The following is a 14516-nucleotide window of genomic DNA, read 5'->3' as shown; positions in this document are numbered from 1 at the left end:
TAGGCTGTGACGGTATCACGGCGCGACACAAAGGGCAGGAAACGGAATATGTCCGATCTCGACAGTTTGAAGACGCAGCTTCTCGCCGATATCGCCGCCGCCGCGGACGAACTGGCGATCGAGGCGGTACGCGTGGCGGCCATGGGCAAGAAGGGTTCGGTCTCGGAACTCCTGAAGACGCTCGGCACGATGAGCCCGGAGGAGCGCCAGACGCGCGGCGCCGCGATTAACGCGCTGAAGAACGAGATCACCGAGGAGATCACGACGCGCAAGACGGCGCTGAAGGATGCGGCGATCAACGCCCGCCTGAAGGCCGAGACTCTCGATGTCTCGCTGCCCGTTCGCTCCTCGCCGGCCGAGCGCGGTCGCATCCATCCGATCAGCCAGATCGTCGATGAGATCACCGCGATCTTCGCCGACATGGGCTTCTCGATCGCCGAAGGTCCGGATATCGAGACCGACTATTATAACTTCACGGCGCTGAACTTCCCCGAAGGCCACCCGGCCCGCGAGATGCACGACACCTTCTTCCTCTCACCGGACGAGAACGGTGAGCGCAAGGTGCTGCGCACGCACACCTCGCCGGTGCAGGTGCGCACCATGGAAGCCCAGAAGCCGCCGATCCGCATCGTCATTCCGGGCAAGACCTATCGCCAGGACTCGGACGCGACCCATTCGCCGATGTTCCACCAGGTCGAAGGCCTCGTCATCGACAAGACGGCGAATGTCGCCAACATGCGCTGGATTCTTGAAGAGTTCTGCAAGGCCTTCTTCGAGGTCGACAGCGTCACCATGCGGTTCCGCCCGTCCTTCTTCCCGTTCACCGAGCCGAGCTTCGAGGTCGACATCCAGTGCGACCGTTCCTCGGGCCCGATCGTCAAGTTCGGCGAAGGCAAGGACTGGATGGAAATCCTCGGCTGCGGCATGGTTCACCCGAACGTGCTGCGCGCCGGCGGTCTCGATCCGGACGAATACCAGGGCTTCGCCTGGGGCATGGGCCTCGACCGCATCGCCATGCTGAAATACGGCATGCCGGACCTGCGCGACTTCTTCAACGCCGATGTCCGCTGGATGAGCCATTACGGCTTCCGCCCGCTGGACGTGCCGACCCTTTTCGGCGGTTTGAGCAGCTGATCTGCGAATAACTGGCTGCCGTGGCGGCCAGATGGAGGGGGCAGTTGGAGGCTGCCCCATCCCTGTGAATGAAGGCAAATGTGACGTGATTGAACATCTCGAAAACATGCGGCCGGTCGATCTGCTTTGCGATGACGACCTGCTGCATGTGGAACTGACGGACGGTCGTATCGTCAGCGTCCCGGTCTGGTGGTACCCGCCCCTTCAGGAGGCGATGCCGGTGGAGCGGAACAACGTGGAATTCATGCCGTCGAGCATTCACTGGCCCGACATCGATCTCGATGTGACGGTGGTCAGCATGCTCCTCGGAAGGCAGGCGTCAGGCGCGCGACCGCTGGACGCTTCGGGCAAGATGCAGATGGGAACGAGACAATGAAATTCACACTCTCCTGGCTGAAGGATCACCTGGAAACCGAGGCTTCGCTTGAGCAAATCTGCGAGCGACTGACCGCGATCGGGCTTGAGGTCGAGGATGTCGATGACAAGGCGGCCTACAAGCCCTTCGTCATTGCCAAGATCCTGACGGCGGAAAAGCATCCCGAGGCCGATCGTCTGAAGGTGCTCTCGGTCGATGCCGGCGACGGCAAGCCGGTGCAGATCGTCTGCGGCGCGCCGAATGCGCGAGCCGGCATGATCGGTGCCTTGGCCCGTCCCGGCACATACGTGCCCGGCATCGATGTGACGCTCTCTGTCGGCAAGATCCGCGGCGTCGAAAGCCATGGGATGATGTGCTCCGAAAAGGAGCTCAACATCTCCGAGGACCACAACGGCATCATCGACCTGCCCGAGGATGCGCCTGTTGGTACGTCCTTCGCATCTTACGCCGGCCTCGACGATCCGGTCATCGAGATCAACCTGACGCCGAACCGTCCGGACTGCACGAGCGTGTTCGGCATCGCGCGGGATCTCGCAGCCTCCGGTCTCGGCAAGCTCAAGGCCCCGAAGGCGCCCGCCTTCAAGGTCGAAGGCGAGACTCCGCATCAGGTGAAGCTCGAACTGGAAGATCATCTCTGCCCGGGCTTCGCCTATCGCCTCGTGCGCGGCGTGAAGAACGGCCCGAGCCCCAAGTGGATGCAGCAGCGTCTGCTCGCAATCGGCCTACGTCCGATCTCGGCGCTGGTCGACGTCACCAACTACATGACCTTCGACCAGGGCCGTCCGATGCACGTCTTCGACGCCGACAAGGTCAAGGGTGCGCTTGTCGTGCGCCGGGCCAAGGACGGCGAGGAAATCCTCGCGCTCGACACCCGCACCTACAAGCTGAACCCGAACAATGTCGTCATCGCTGACGACAACGGTCCTGAATCCATCGGCGGCATCATGGGCGGCGAGCATTCGGGCTGTGACGAGAACACCGTCAACGTGCTGATCGAATCCGCGCTCTGGGATCCGATCAACATCGCCAAGACCGGCCGCGCCCATGGCATCATCACCGATGCGCGCTACCGCTTCGAACGGGGCGTCGATCCGGAATATATGGTCCCGGGTCTGGAGCGCACCACCGAGCTGGTGCTCGAAATGTGCGGCGGCACGGCAGCAGCAGCCAAGGTCGAGGGCTACAAGGGCCATGAGAAGAAGGTGGTCGACTTCCCCTATTCGGAAGTGAAGCGCCTGACGGGGCTCACCGTTTCCAACGACGAGTCGCGCCAGATCCTGACAGCCCTCGGCTTCGAAGTCCTCTCGGGCGACGAGACCTCAGCCAAGGTTTCCGTTCCCTCCTGGCGTCCTGACGTCGACGGCAAGGCGGATCTGGTGGAAGAAGTCATGCGTATGTTTGGCGTCGACAACATCAAGCCGGAGCCGCTGCCCCCGACCGGTTCGGTCAATGCCAAGATCCTGACGACCTTGCAGATCCGCACGCGCTCGGCCCGCCGGGCGCTTGCCTCGCGCGGCATGCTAGAAGCCGTCACCTGGTCCTTCATTTCGGCCGAGCATGCCAAGCTCTTCGGCGGTGGCAGCGAGAAGCTGAAGCTCGTCAACCCGATCGCAGCTGATATGTCGGACATGCGGCCCTCGCTGCTGCCGGGCCTCTTGACCGCTGCCCAGCGCAATGCCGACCGCGGCTTTGGCGATGTGGCGATCTTCGAAGTTTCCGGCACCTATGAAGGCGACACTCCCGACACGCAGCGGCGCGTCGCCGGTGGCGTGCGCCGTGGCACGGCGTCGATTGCCGGTTCCGGCCGCATGTGGTCGAATGGGGCCAAGGGCGGCGGCAAGCCGGTTGATGTGTTTGATGCAAAGGCCGATGCGCTCGCCGTACTCGAAGCCTGTGGCATCCCCACCGGCAATGTCCAGATCGAGCAGGGTGGCCCCGAATGGTACCACCCGGGCCGTTCCGGCACGATCAAGGCCGGCCCCAAGGTCATCCTCGGCACCTTCGGTGAATTCCATCCGAAGACGCTGGAATCGCTCGACGTTTCCGGCACGCTCTGCGGCTTCGAAATCTATGTCGATGCCCTGCCGGAGCCGAAGAAGAAGGCGACCCGCACCAAGCCGGCGCTCGAGCTTTCGGCCTTCCAGATGGTGAAGCGCGACTTCGCCTTCGTGGTCGAAAAGGCGGTTGAAGCCGGCGCGATCATCAAGGCGGCGACAAGCGCCGATCGCAAGCTGATCTCGGGCGTCAATGTCTTCGATATCTTCGAGGGCGCATCCGTCGGCGAGGGCAAGAAGTCGGTGGCGATCGAGGTTCTGATCCAGCCGACCGACAAGACGCTGACCGACGAGGATTTCGATGCGCTGACGAAGAAGATCGTCGGCAATGTCGAAAAGTCCACGGGCGGCACACTGCGCGCCTGATCTTGTGATGGCGAGCGGACCTGGGCCGCTTGCGATGAGACAAAGAAAAGCCCTTTCCCTGCATGTCGGGGAAAGGGCTTTTTGATGTGCACCCGAGGGTCATGGACCGTCAGGAAGGTCAGGCTTCGTCATCATACCTTAGAGGCTGACGCGACGGCCTTCCTTGTCGGCGGACTTGCGGTCGTCGCCGTGCTTGGCAAGGATTGCCTTGGCGTCTTCGACCGAGATGCGGTGCTTCTTGGCAAAGGGTATGGCCTCATAGCCCTTGGTGTTGTCGTCTGCCATGCTGGTCTCCAATTCTGGAAGTGCGCCGGCAGGATGCCGGAGCCTGGAATGTCGCGGTAAACGGGGAAGAAAAGCTCGCATGTGGCGAGCGGATGCGACGCATGCGAAGGGCGTCGCTGATATCCCTTATGTAGGGATAAGAGACCGAAAGCTCAATACTTCTTCTTGCGCAGCGTCTTGTTGCCCTTCGGCCCGGAATAGACGGGCGTGCGGTCGCGGTTTTCCGCCTGCAGCAGCCGCCAGCGCTCGAGACGGGCAGGCTCGAGCGTGCCGTCCTTGATCGCGGCTTGCACGGCGCAACCTTTTTCGTGCGAATGGCTGCAATCGCGAAACTTGCAATGCGGCACAAGCTCGGTGATCTCGGCAAACAGCGTGTCGATGCCGTCGGTGATGTCGCTGACATAGAGCGTGCGAATGCCGGGCGTATCGATCACCCAGCCGCCGCTGGCGATCGCATGCAGCGAACGGGCCGTTGTCGTGTGCCGCCCCTTTGCATCATGCTCGCGGATCGCGCCGGTCTTCTGAGCCGTCTCGGCGCCGTGGCCGGCAAGCGTATTCACCAGCGTCGACTTGCCCACACCAGAAGAGCCGACCAGCGCGACAGTCTGGCCCGGGCCGCACCATGGCATAAGGGGGTCGATGGCTTCAGGCGAGCGCGCATTGACGATGACGACGGGAAGATCGCGCTGCAGACCCTTGGCTTCATCGGCGTAGACGGAGGCATTGTCGACCGTATCGGCCTTGGTGAGCACGATGACAGGGCGCGTGCCCGCTTCATTGGCCATCACCAGATAGCGTTCCAGCCGGGCAGCGTTGAAATCGGCATTGCAGGAGGTGACGATAAACAGCGTGTCGACATTGGCGGCGGCAAGCTGCTGGCCGAATGCGCCTTCAGTCCGCCGTTGCAGTACGGTCTGGCGATCCAGGCGACGCACGAGCAGACCGGTATAGGGAGCGGCTAGAACCCAGTCGCCCACGGCAAAATCGGCCGTGTTGCTGTTGGGCGGAAGCTCGATCTCCACCGGCCCCGTCGCATCGATCGCCTCCAGACGGTCGCGATGCACCGAGGAGATCCGGCGCACCAGGAGCTCGGCTTCGTCGGCCGTCACTTGCTCAGCGAAGAAGGCGTTGAAGCCGAGCCGCGCGAGCGCGGCGGTGTCGTTAAGGCCGGTCAAGGACGGACCACCGAGGCAAGACGTTGGACCATGGACACTTTCAAGCGTTGGGATCAGACGGTGACGCTTCTCATAGCGCAGAATGTCGTCGCTGACGCGGGAAATCGTCCGCGCCATCCGTCGCAGGCGCCGGAATGCGATCAGGCCTTGAGATCCGCCGGTTCGCCGGCGGTGACGGGCTGGCGGCGCGGCAGCCGGGCGAACATGACGGCATTGCCCGCGAGCGTCAGCGCAAGACCGACCATCGCGAGCGGCGTGAAGTGATAGTCCTCGTAGAGGCTCGACAGCGTCAGGGCGACGACCGGGAAGAGCACCGTGGCATAGGCCGCCTTCTGCGAGCCGATGCGCGAGACCAGCATCAGATAGGTGGTGAAGCCGACGACAGAGCCGATGACGGAGAGATAGACGAGGGCGGCGAGATAGGTCTGGTTCGGCGGCAGCACGATGGGGGTGCCGGTGATGCCGATCAGGGCGAGAAGCGCGATCGAGCCATAGCTCATGCCCCAGGCATTGGCGGTGACAGGCGCGATGCCTTCAGCGCTGTTGCGGCGAGACGCCATGTTGCCGAAGGAAAAGAACAGCGTTCCGAGCGCCGAAAGGCCGATGCCCTTCCAGCTGTCCGGATTGACGGCGATGAAGATCTCAGGCCCGAAGAGCAGCGCAAGCCCGGTGGCGCCGAGACCGGCTGCGACCAGCGTGCGTGGCTTGATCACATCACCGAAGAAGATCCGGGCATTGACGGCGTTGTAAACGGTGGCGAGCGAGAAGACGACGGAGATCAGGCCCGAGGGCACATAGCTTGCCGCATGATAGAAGCAGAGGAAGTTGCAGCAGAAGAGCGACAGCGCCTGGACAAGGATGAAGGGCTGCTGCTTGAGCGTCGGCACCTTGAGGCGACCTGTGAGGGCCAGCACACCGACAAGCACGAGGGCGGCAAGCGCGAAGCGATAGAAGACCGAGACCAGCACCGGCACCGGCCCGATCTGCAGCGCGATCGCAATCCAGGTCGTGCCCCAGATCAGCACGGTCGACGAAAAGAGAAGAAGATTGGTCATGGGATGCGCCTCGCTTTCGAAAGGCAGGTAACGCCTGAGATGACCCATGTTCTTGCACGATCTTGCGGTTAACTTCGGCCTGTCGGCCAAGGGTGCCCGATTGGTGATGGCGCGGCGCATCAAGCGCGCTAGAATGCAGACGATCTTTCAAGGACCATCCATGCTGCACACCGCCACCGTCTTCGGCTCCCTGTCCGCCTCGTCCCGTGCCGAGCGTGGGGAAACGCTTGACCTTGGCGAGGGCCGGGCAAGCGCGATCTGGCGCAACAGCCATGATCGCATGCGCTACGAGCGCACCGACGGCCACACCTTCAGCTGCTACCTGCGCGGCGGCGATGGCACGCGGCGGATTGATGCCGGCAGCATTGCCGGCTGGCCGGGTGCCCTCTGCATCATGCCGCAGGGGGCCTCGTCCGAATGGGAGATCACCGACAATTTCGAGTTCGTGCATCTTTACGTCGCTGATGGCGAGTTGCGCCGCCTGTTCTCCGAAACTTTTGATCGCGATTCCCGGCTGATGCTTCTGCCGGAAGCGACCTTCGACGAGGCGCCACGATTGGCGGAGGCGCTGGTGCATCTGGCCACTGCCACCCAGGGCGGCAACCGGATGCTCGCCGAACAGGCGATCGTCTCGGCCGTCGGGCAACTCTTTGCCGATCCGCGTTACGGCGGCGAGCGGCGCCCCGTCCTGCGCGGCGGTCTGGCACCCGTCCTGCGGCGGCGGCTGGTCGAGCATATCGAGGCGAGCCTCGATCAGACGATCACGCTGAAGGATCTGGCAAAGCTGGCGGATCTGAGCGAATTCCATCTACAGCGGATGTTTCGCGCAAGCTGCGGCGTCTCCCCGCATGACTTCATCCTCAACCGGCGCATCGACCGGGCCCGGCGTATGCTCGCCGGCACCGAACCGATCGCTCAGATCGCCTCGGCCTGCGGTTTCAGCAGCCAGAGCCACCTGACGCGGATGTTCAAGGCGGTGACCGGCACAACGCCGTCGGCCTATCGCCGGGCGGTCAGCGGCTGATTATCCCATCGCCTTCAATGCCCGTTCCAGAACTCGAAACGGGCGGGCATCGCCCATATGCGCCACGTTGAAGCGCATGAAGCCGTCTGCCGAGAGCGAGGGGCTGAAGACATTGCCGGGCGCCAGCACTACGCCCTGGGGCAGAGCGGCCTGGGCGAGCGCGGTCGAGCTGATGCCCTTGGGCATGTGACACCAGAGATAGGGGCCGCCGCGTGGCGTGAGAACCGGGGCGATGCCGAGGTCGCCGAGACGGGTTGCTGTCGCGCGCCGCTCGGTGTCGAGGCGCCGTTGCAATTGCTCAAGGTGTTTACGATAGCCGCCGCTTGAAAGCACGCTGTGGATTGCCTCTGTCGCCACCTGGCTCGGACCGCCGAACTGGGTCGCGACCTGCAGGTCGGTCAGCAGTCGGATGCGCTCGGGGTCGGAGGCGATGAAGCCCGTTCGCAGCGAGGCCGAGATGGTCTTGGAAAAACTGCCGATACGGATGACGCGGGAAAGCCCGTCGAGTGTGGCGAGCGTGATCGCCGGCTCCGGCTCGAAATCGGAAAAGATGTCGTCCTCGACGACCAGCATGTCCGACCGGGCGATGATGCCGAGCAGCTGGAAGGCGATCTGCGGCGAGAGCGTCGCGCCGGTCGGATTGTGCAGGCCGGAATTGGTGAGATAAAGCCGCGGCGCCTCGTGCGTGACAGCGGCCTCGAAGGCGGCGATGTCAGGGCCGTTTTCGGTATGGGGCACGGGGATCGCGATGGCCTGATGGGCGCGCAGCAGTGTCTGAAAATTGAAATAGCAGGGATCATCGACGATGACGCGGTCGCCGGGGCGCAAAAGCAGCCGGCAGACGAGATCGAGCGCCTGTGTGGCAGAACCTGCAAGCAGCACCTGATCTTCGGACAGCGTAATCGACTGCTGACGCAGCCGCGTCTCGACGAAACGCCTGAGCGCCGCACTGCCGCGCGAAGGACCGTAATCGGTCGTGAGACTGGTCGCCTGGCGCAGCACGCTGCGCATGCCGGCATGCAGGAGGGCGGTCGGCATCCAGTCCGGCGGCAGCCAGCCGCAGCCGGGCTTCGATGTGCCGGGATCGGCATCCAGCGCCTGGCGCGCTACCCAGAAGGGGTCCACTTCCATCGCGCGGGGCGGCTCCAGCCGGACAAGTGGTGCGGGCGTGCGGCCGGCCTCGGTCACAAAGAAGCCGGAGCCCGGGCGCGGACGGATCAGCCCCTCGGCAGACAGCCGGTCATAGGCCTCGACGACGGTGGAGGGCGAGACCGAGAGCTCTCTGGCCAGCCGGCGGATCGATGGCAGCCGGTCGTTTGGCACCAGCTGGCCCGAGCCTATGCGCCCGCGAATATCGGCCATGACCTGCGCCGTCCGTGAGGCGGGAGGCTCCGGTGGTTGAACGCGCTCATTCATCTGTATGGCCTTTGTCATCAATACAGTTTGGCCAGATTGTATCGCTCCGTCTCTGGATGCGCCAGTCCCTCCGCGCGATACGGAAGGACAGACAAAAGGAGACGAAAATGACGACGTCGTGGAAGGCCTGGGCCAGCGGTTTCATCGGCGTGCTGATCTTCAGCGGCTCGCTGCCGGCAACGCGGGTGGGGCTCGCCGATTTTGCCCCGCTGTTCCTAACATCGGCGCGCGCCGTGATCGCGGCACTTCTGGGCGCTGCCCTGCTGATTGCGATGCGGGAGAAGCGCCCCCTGCGCAGCGATCTGCTGCCGCTGGCGGTCGTAGCGCTCGGTGTTGTCGTCGGCTTTCCGCTGTTGACGGCGCTGGCGCTCAAAAGCATCAACTCGGCCCAGTCGATCGTCTTCGTCGGCCTGCTGCCGCTCTGCACCGCTCTCTTCGGCGTGTTGCGGGCCGGCGAGCGTCCCTCTGCAGTCTTCTGGATGTTTTCCGTGACGGGCGCGGCGCTGGTTGCCGGTTTCGCGCTGTCGACGACGGCGGATATGGCGATCGCGGGTGCCGGGCTGATGATCGCCGCAGTCCTTGCCTGTGGCCTCGGCTATGCCGAAGGCGCGCGCCTGTCGCGTCGGCTTGGCGGCTGGCAGGTGATCAGCTGGGCCCTGGTGCTGTCGCTGCCGGTGATGCTGCCGCTCGCGCTCTGGACCCTGCCGGAGGATCTTGGCGCGGTTTCGACATCCGGCTGGTTGTCGCTGGCTTACGTTTCTCTGTTCAGCATGATGATCGGCTTCATCTTCTGGTATCGCGGCCTGGCGCTGGGCGGCATCGCCTCCGTCGGCCAGTTGCAGTTGCTGCAGCCGTTTCTCGGCTTCGTGCTGGCCGCAGGGCTGTTGCATGAAAAGGTAAGCCTTCCCATGCTGGCGACAGCCCTGCTGGTCGTTCTCTGCGTGGCGGCAAGCCGGCGCTTTGCTTGACAGAGCATGTCCAGCAAAAGTGCGTAAGCGGTTTTGCGTCCGGACTGCGTCGAAACAAGGCAGATCGAGTACTTCCGGCTCCTGGCGGAAGTACTCGAGAGACTTTAGCGTCCCGCCATTTTGGACATGGCCTCGTTGTAGCGCGCGCCGGCCACCTTGTCGGGTGAAACGGCATTCGCCAGCGCAGCGAGATCGTCGGCCGAGAGCGTGATCCCGGTCGCATCGATATTGCTGTCGAGATTGGCGATCTTCGTCGTGCCGGGGATCGGCACGATGAAATCGCCCTGGGCGAGAACCCAGGCGAGCGCCAGCTGACCGGGCGACACACCCTTCTCGGCCGCCATGGTTTCGAGTGCCGTGACCAGCGCCAGATTGGCGTCGAAATTCTCCTGATCGAAGCGCGGCAAGCCGCGGCGGAAGTCGTTCTCGCCGAGCTTGGAGAGGTCTTTCAGGGCGCCCGTCAGCATGCCGCGACCGAGGGGCGAAAAGGGCACAAAGCCGATGCCGAGTTCGCGGCAGGTGTCGAGCACGCCGTTGGTCTCGGGGTCTCGGGTCCAGAGCGAGTATTCGCTCTGGATGGCGGAGATCGGATGCACGGCATGGGCCCGCCGCAGCGTTGCGGCACTTGCCTCGGACAGGCCGAGCGCCTTCACCTTGCCCTCCTTGACGAGGTCCGCCATGGCGCCGACGGTCTCCTCGATCGCAACGTCGGGGTCGACACGGTGCTGGTAGAAAAGGTCGATGACCTCGACGCCGAGCCGCTTCAGCGACGCCTTGGCAACGGCCCGAACATGCTCCGGCCGGCTGTCGAGACCGGAGGGACGCGCGGCCTTGGCCTCGTCGCCGATGGTGAAGCCGAACTTGGTGGCGATCACCACCTGGTCGCGGTGGCGCTTCAGGCCCTTGCCGACGAGTTCCTCATTGGTGAAGGGGCCGTAGACCTCAGCCGTGTCGAAGAAGGTGACACCGCGTTCAACGGCACGATCGAAAAGCTTCTGTGCCGCCGCCTCGTCGATATTGGTGCCATAGCCGTGACTCATGCCCATGCAGCCGAGACCGATGGTCGAAGTGGTGAGTGAGCCGAGTGTGCGGGTCTTCATGATGGCCTCCTGTGATATGGGCAAGCGCAGTCTTGCCGCGCCGGTGATGGCAAACTAGAGCACGCGCTCTCTTCAGAAAATGCATGCAGACCCGATCACCTTGTTCTATTATTTCGAACAATGAACCGGACCCAGCTTTCGCAACTCGCCGTCCTCGCCACCGTCGCCCATCACGGCAGCTTCCGCAAGGCGGCCGCCGAACTCGGCATTGCGCCCTCTGCGGTCAGCCATGCGATCTCATCCCTGGAGGAGAGCCTGAACCTTCGCTTGATGGCACGCACAACGCGGAGTGCTGCGCCGACAGCGGAGGGGCGCCAGCTTCTGGAGACGCTGCAGCCGGCACTGGCCGACATCGCTTCTGCTATCGAGGCACTGTCCGATAACAGCGGTCGGCCGGCGGGCGTGCTACGCATCACCATGCCGATGCTGGCGGCGCAAAGCCTGATCGCGCCGCGGCTCGGCGCCTTTGCCGCCGCCTATCCGGAGATCGAGCTGGAAATCGTCACCGACGACCGCTTCGAGGATATCGTCGAGAAGGGCTATGACGCCGGTTTGCGTTTGGGGGAACATCTCGATGCCGACATGATTGCCGTCAGGATGAGTGGTCCATGGCGTGGTTCAGTCGTCGGTTCGCCGGAGTATTTCGCAAGGCATCCGCTCCCCGTCGAACCGCGTGACGTGACCGAACACGCCTGCATACGCCGGCGCTTCCAGAGCGGCACGATCTATCGCTGGGAGTTCGAGAAGCACGGCCGCGCGCTGTCGATCAATGTCCGGGGACCGTTGATCCTCTCCGATCAGGGCCTGATGCGACAGGCCGCTATCGATGGCGCAGGCCTCGCCTATCTCTTCGACACCGGTGTCGAGACCGATATCCGCGAGGGGCGGCTCATCCGCGTGCTCGACGACTGGTGTCCACCCTTCGACGGCTTCTCGCTCTACTATTCCAGCCGCCGCCAGATGCGCCCGGCGCTTCGAGCCTTCATCGATTTCTTCCGCTGGCGGGGCTGACAGCTATCAGCCGAGCTTCAGCCGGTAGCGCACATGGCCGTCTTCCGGCGCGTAGGTGTCATAGAGCTTGCGCGCCGTGGCGTTGTCCCGGTCGGTATGCCAGTACAGCCGGGACCAACCTTTTGCCTTCGTGATCGCGATCAGATCGTCGATCAGGGCCCGCCCGATGCCTTGGCCGCGATAGGTTGCATCGAGGAAGAGGTCCTCCAGGTAACAATCCGGCGTCTTCACCCAGGTGGAATCATGGAAATGGTGGATGGCAAAACCGGCCAGAGTGCCGTCCACCTCCGCTACGCGCATGGCGACGCGCGACGACGGATCGAGAATGCGTGCCCAGGTATGGGCCGTGACATCCTCGGCGAGGTCTACCTTGTAGAAGGCGAGATACTGCTCCCAGAGGCCCCGCCAGGCGGCTTCGTCAGCCGCCGTGGCGTCCCGAATGACGAGAGGGTGGCTCATGCGCTGGCCGCATTAAGGGCTTCGATCTGCGCCTTCGTCAGTTCAAGCTTACCGGCGGCAATCAGGCTGTCGAGCTGGCTGAGGCTGGTGGCTGAGGCGATCGGTGCGGTGATCCCCGGCTGGGCAGCAACCCAGGCGATGGCGACGGTAGCAGGGCTGGTCTCTGTTTCGGCAGCCACCTGGTCAAGGGCTCCGAGAATATGGAAGCCCCGTGTGTTGAGATAGGGCTCCATATCCTCGCCGCGTGCCTTGCCTTCGGTATCGGCAGCGCTGCGATACTTGCCGGTAAGGAAGCCGGAGGCGAGGGCGTAATAGGTGATGACGCCGATCTCTTCCCGCTGGCAGAGATCAGCAAGATCATTTTCGAACTTCGCACGCGTGTAGAGATTGTATTCCGGCTGGATGACATCGTAACGCCCGACGCCGGCCTTGCTTGCTGCGTCGAAGGTCGCCTGAAGCTGTTCGGCATCGAGGTTGGAGCAGCCGATCGCGCGAACCTTGCCCTCGTCCTTCAGCTTGCCGAAGGCGGCAAGGCTCTCCTCGTCATCGGTTTCCGCATCCGGCCAATGGGCGAGGTAGAGGTCGATATAGTCGGTCTGCAGACGGCGGAGCGAATCCTCGACGGCCTCCGCAATGCGGCGTGCACTGAGGCCCCGGCGCTTGCCACCGAGATCGGCGCCGACCTTGGTGACGATGACGGCATCCTCGCGCTTGACGCCACCGCGCTTCAGCCAGTTGCCGATGATCGTCTCGCTTTCGCCTCCGACATTGCCGTCCGCCCAGAGCGAATACATGTCGGCCGTATCGATCGTGTTGAAGCCAGCGTCAAAGAAGCGGTCGAGAACCTCGAATGAGGTCTTCTCGTCGGCGGTCCAGCCGAAGACATTGCCACCGAGCACGACGGGGGCGATCGAAAGGCCGGTGCGGCCGAGAGCACGTTTCTGCATGGGAAGCCTCGGATAGATGGGGGAAGGAAGGATTGGAGCGACGCTATCAAGCGTAAGTCGACGGCACCATTGAAAAGCATTGATGGGTTCTGAAGCGGGCTTGTCCTATCGCCCGCGCATGGCCTCGATATGGGTCTCGCATTGCGGCTTTCCAGTGTCGTGGGGGCTTTCAGTCTCCAGTCTTACGAAACGCGCTGGGTGACAGGCCATGATGCTGGGCAAAGACCCGGCGCATATGCCGCGAGGAGGCGAAACCCGCGCGATGCGCGAGACTTTCCATGTTGAGCCTCGATTGCTTGAGAAGCTCCTGGGCGAGCGTTACCCGCATGAGGTTGACGTAATCGACGACCGACTGACCGACATGCTCGCGGAAGAGGCGTGACAGATGCCGTTCGCTCAAATGCGCGATGTCGGCGAGGCCCGGCAGCGACCAGTCTCGCGCCGGATCGGCCATGATCGCATCCTGGGCCCGGTGGATGGCGGGATGGATGTGGTTGCGCCCCGAAAGCCACGGCGACATCTGCGGATCCTGGCCGCTGCGGCGCAGATAGATGACCATCTTGCGGGCAGCAGCAAGGGCTGCCTGCGGCGAGGCGAAGCGGCTGACGAGATGCAGCATCAGGTCGATGCCCGTCGAGATCCCTGCACTCGAGAAGCGGTTGCAATCTTCGACATAAAGCCGGTTTTCCAACACGCTGGCCGTCGGGGCGAGCGAGCGCAGCTCGTCCAGACACTCGGCATGCGTGGTGCATTGATGCCCCTCCATAAGCCCGGCGGCAGCAGCCAGCAGCGCACCGGAGCAGATGGTGACGAGCCGTGTGTCGGGGCGTACCGTGCGGGTCAGCCAGCGCGTGAGTGTCTTCAGTTCCGCGTCCCGCGCAATCTCCTCGATGCCGACGGTGAGACTTCCCGAAATCATCAGGATCGCATTGTCCGGCAGGCTGTCGGGCAGGGGCTCCAGTCCGTCCAGCATCAGCCCGATCGAGGTCTGCTGCCGGGGTGCGGCCGAGATGTAGCGATAGTCGAAACGCACCCGGTCCTGTTCCTGGTTCGCATAACGCAACACTTCCAGCGGACCGGCAATGTCGATCAGCAGGGTGTCAGGCGGAACGAGGATGAAGACCGGGATCACGTCCATGGTGGGCA

At 63.6% G+C, this 14516-nt stretch carries 14 protein-coding genes; 6 read left to right on the top strand and 8 right to left on the bottom strand.

What is annotated here, in order from left to right; translation table 11 throughout:
• Nucleotides 1-48: 48 nt before the first annotated feature.
• The 3 genes from pheS to pheT all read left to right on the top strand — a co-directional run bounded on the left by pheS (nt 49) and on the right by pheT (nt 3930).
• A complete protein-coding gene (gene pheS / locus AC02Y0_RS17330; RefSeq protein ID WP_476380085.1) occupies nt 49-1134 on the top strand; it encodes a phenylalanine--tRNA ligase subunit alpha in 1086 nt (361 codons plus the stop codon).
• 85 nt (nt 1135-1219) lie between these two features.
• The gene (locus tag AC02Y0_RS17325) at nt 1220-1510 is read left to right on the top strand and encodes a DUF2442 domain-containing protein (protein ID WP_476380084.1); all 291 of its coding nucleotides are present in this window, start codon (nt 1220-1222) and stop codon (nt 1508-1510) included.
• Entirely contained in the window at nt 1507-3930 is a 2424-nt protein-coding gene (pheT, locus tag AC02Y0_RS17320) for a phenylalanine--tRNA ligase subunit beta (protein WP_476380083.1), read from the top strand. Before AC02Y0_RS17325 ends, pheT begins: the two co-directional genes overlap by 4 nt.
• A gap of 138 nt (nt 3931-4068) precedes the next feature.
• Here the strand turns inward: pheT and AC02Y0_RS17315 are convergent, their stop codons facing one another.
• The 3 genes from AC02Y0_RS17315 to AC02Y0_RS17305 all read right to left on the bottom strand — a co-directional run bounded on the left by AC02Y0_RS17315 (nt 4069) and on the right by AC02Y0_RS17305 (nt 6445).
• The gene (locus tag AC02Y0_RS17315) at nt 4069-4215 is read right to left on the bottom strand and encodes a hypothetical protein (protein ID WP_444558506.1); all 147 of its coding nucleotides are present in this window, start codon (nt 4213-4215) and stop codon (nt 4069-4071) included.
• A gap of 152 nt (nt 4216-4367) precedes the next feature.
• A complete protein-coding gene (gene rsgA, locus AC02Y0_RS17310; RefSeq protein WP_476384069.1) occupies nt 4368-5390 on the bottom strand; it encodes a ribosome small subunit-dependent GTPase A in 1023 nt (340 codons plus the stop codon).
• Nucleotides 5391-5530: 140 nt separating this feature from the next.
• Nucleotides 5531-6445 (bottom strand): DMT family transporter, encoded by a 915-nt coding sequence (locus AC02Y0_RS17305; RefSeq protein WP_476380082.1) that lies wholly within the window; start codon nt 6443-6445, stop codon nt 5531-5533.
• Between the two features lie 46 nt (nt 6446-6491).
• Here AC02Y0_RS17305 and AC02Y0_RS17300 point away from each other — a divergent pair, with 46 nt between their 5' ends.
• Nucleotides 6492-7469, top strand: a complete 978-nt coding sequence (locus AC02Y0_RS17300; protein ID WP_476380081.1) for a helix-turn-helix domain-containing protein — start codon at nt 6492-6494, stop codon at nt 7467-7469.
• Here AC02Y0_RS17300 and AC02Y0_RS17295 read toward each other — a convergent pair whose 3' ends face one another.
• On the bottom strand, nt 7470-8831 hold the full coding sequence (locus AC02Y0_RS17295) for an aminotransferase-like domain-containing protein (RefSeq protein ID WP_476380080.1): 1362 nt from the start codon (nt 8829-8831) through the stop codon (nt 7470-7472).
• 161 nt (nt 8832-8992) lie between these two features.
• Here AC02Y0_RS17295 and AC02Y0_RS17290 point away from each other — a divergent pair, with 161 nt between their 5' ends.
• The gene (locus tag AC02Y0_RS17290; RefSeq protein WP_476380079.1) at nt 8993-9853 is read left to right on the top strand and encodes a DMT family transporter; all 861 of its coding nucleotides are present in this window, start codon (nt 8993-8995) and stop codon (nt 9851-9853) included.
• Between the two features lie 104 nt (nt 9854-9957).
• Here AC02Y0_RS17290 and AC02Y0_RS17285 read toward each other — a convergent pair whose 3' ends face one another.
• A complete protein-coding gene (locus AC02Y0_RS17285) occupies nt 9958-10953 on the bottom strand; it encodes an aldo/keto reductase (RefSeq protein WP_476380078.1) in 996 nt (331 codons plus the stop codon).
• 120 nt (nt 10954-11073) lie between these two features.
• Between AC02Y0_RS17285 and AC02Y0_RS17280 the strand changes: the two genes are divergently transcribed.
• Complete coding sequence (locus AC02Y0_RS17280) at nt 11074-11964, top strand: LysR family transcriptional regulator (protein ID WP_476380077.1); 891 nt, start codon at nt 11074-11076, stop codon at nt 11962-11964.
• A gap of 6 nt (nt 11965-11970) precedes the next feature.
• Here AC02Y0_RS17280 and AC02Y0_RS17275 read toward each other — a convergent pair whose 3' ends face one another.
• The 3 genes from AC02Y0_RS17275 to AC02Y0_RS17265 all read right to left on the bottom strand — a co-directional run bounded on the left by AC02Y0_RS17275 (nt 11971) and on the right by AC02Y0_RS17265 (nt 14508).
• Nucleotides 11971-12423 carry an N-acetyltransferase family protein gene (locus tag AC02Y0_RS17275; protein ID WP_476380076.1) on the bottom strand — a complete coding sequence of 151 codons (453 nt, stop codon included), beginning with the start codon at nt 12421-12423 and terminating at the stop codon, nt 11971-11973.
• Nucleotides 12420-13370, bottom strand: a complete 951-nt coding sequence (locus AC02Y0_RS17270) for an aldo/keto reductase (protein ID WP_476380075.1) — start codon at nt 13368-13370, stop codon at nt 12420-12422. Before AC02Y0_RS17270 ends, AC02Y0_RS17275 begins: the two co-directional genes overlap by 4 nt.
• Nucleotides 13371-13539: 169 nt before the next feature.
• Nucleotides 13540-14508 carry a GlxA family transcriptional regulator gene (locus AC02Y0_RS17265; protein ID WP_476380074.1) on the bottom strand — a complete coding sequence of 323 codons (969 nt, stop codon included), beginning with the start codon at nt 14506-14508 and terminating at the stop codon, nt 13540-13542.
• Nucleotides 14509-14516: the final 8 nt, after the last annotated feature.

Source organism: Allorhizobium sp. nf9_anc, assembly GCF_056323085.1.
The sequence above is the reverse complement of the archived record's forward strand: the minus strand, read 5'-3'. Positions and strand labels throughout refer to the sequence as shown.

What these genes read in the sequence shown, in the direction of transcription:
- pheS (WP_476380085.1), top strand. Translation starts at nt 49, where the DNA reads ATGTCCGATCTCGACAGTTTGAAGACGCAGCTTCTCGCCGATATCGCC.
- pheT (WP_476380083.1), top strand. Translation starts at nt 1,507, where the DNA reads ATGAAATTCACACTCTCCTGGCTGAAGGATCACCTGGAAACCGAGGCT.
- AC02Y0_RS17315 (WP_444558506.1), bottom strand. Translation starts at nt 4,215, where the DNA reads ATGGCAGACGACAACACCAAGGGCTATGAGGCCATACCCTTTGCCAAG.
- AC02Y0_RS17305 (WP_476380082.1), bottom strand. Translation starts at nt 6,445, where the DNA reads ATGACCAATCTTCTTCTCTTTTCGTCGACCGTGCTGATCTGGGGCACG.
- AC02Y0_RS17300 (WP_476380081.1), top strand. Translation starts at nt 6,492, where the DNA reads ATGTTCTTGCACGATCTTGCGGTTAACTTCGGCCTGTCGGCCAAGGGT.
- AC02Y0_RS17295 (WP_476380080.1), bottom strand. Translation starts at nt 8,831, where the DNA reads ATGGCCGATATTCGCGGGCGCATAGGCTCGGGCCAGCTGGTGCCAAAC.
- AC02Y0_RS17290 (WP_476380079.1), top strand. Translation starts at nt 8,993, where the DNA reads ATGACGACGTCGTGGAAGGCCTGGGCCAGCGGTTTCATCGGCGTGCTG.
- AC02Y0_RS17285 (WP_476380078.1), bottom strand. Translation starts at nt 10,953, where the DNA reads ATGAAGACCCGCACACTCGGCTCACTCACCACTTCGACCATCGGTCTC.
- AC02Y0_RS17280 (WP_476380077.1), top strand. Translation starts at nt 11,074, where the DNA reads ATGAACCGGACCCAGCTTTCGCAACTCGCCGTCCTCGCCACCGTCGCC.
- AC02Y0_RS17275 (WP_476380076.1), bottom strand. Translation starts at nt 12,423, where the DNA reads ATGAGCCACCCTCTCGTCATTCGGGACGCCACGGCGGCTGACGAAGCC.
- AC02Y0_RS17270 (WP_476380075.1), bottom strand. Translation starts at nt 13,370, where the DNA reads ATGCAGAAACGTGCTCTCGGCCGCACCGGCCTTTCGATCGCCCCCGTC.
- AC02Y0_RS17265 (WP_476380074.1), bottom strand. Translation starts at nt 14,508, where the DNA reads ATGGACGTGATCCCGGTCTTCATCCTCGTTCCGCCTGACACCCTGCTG.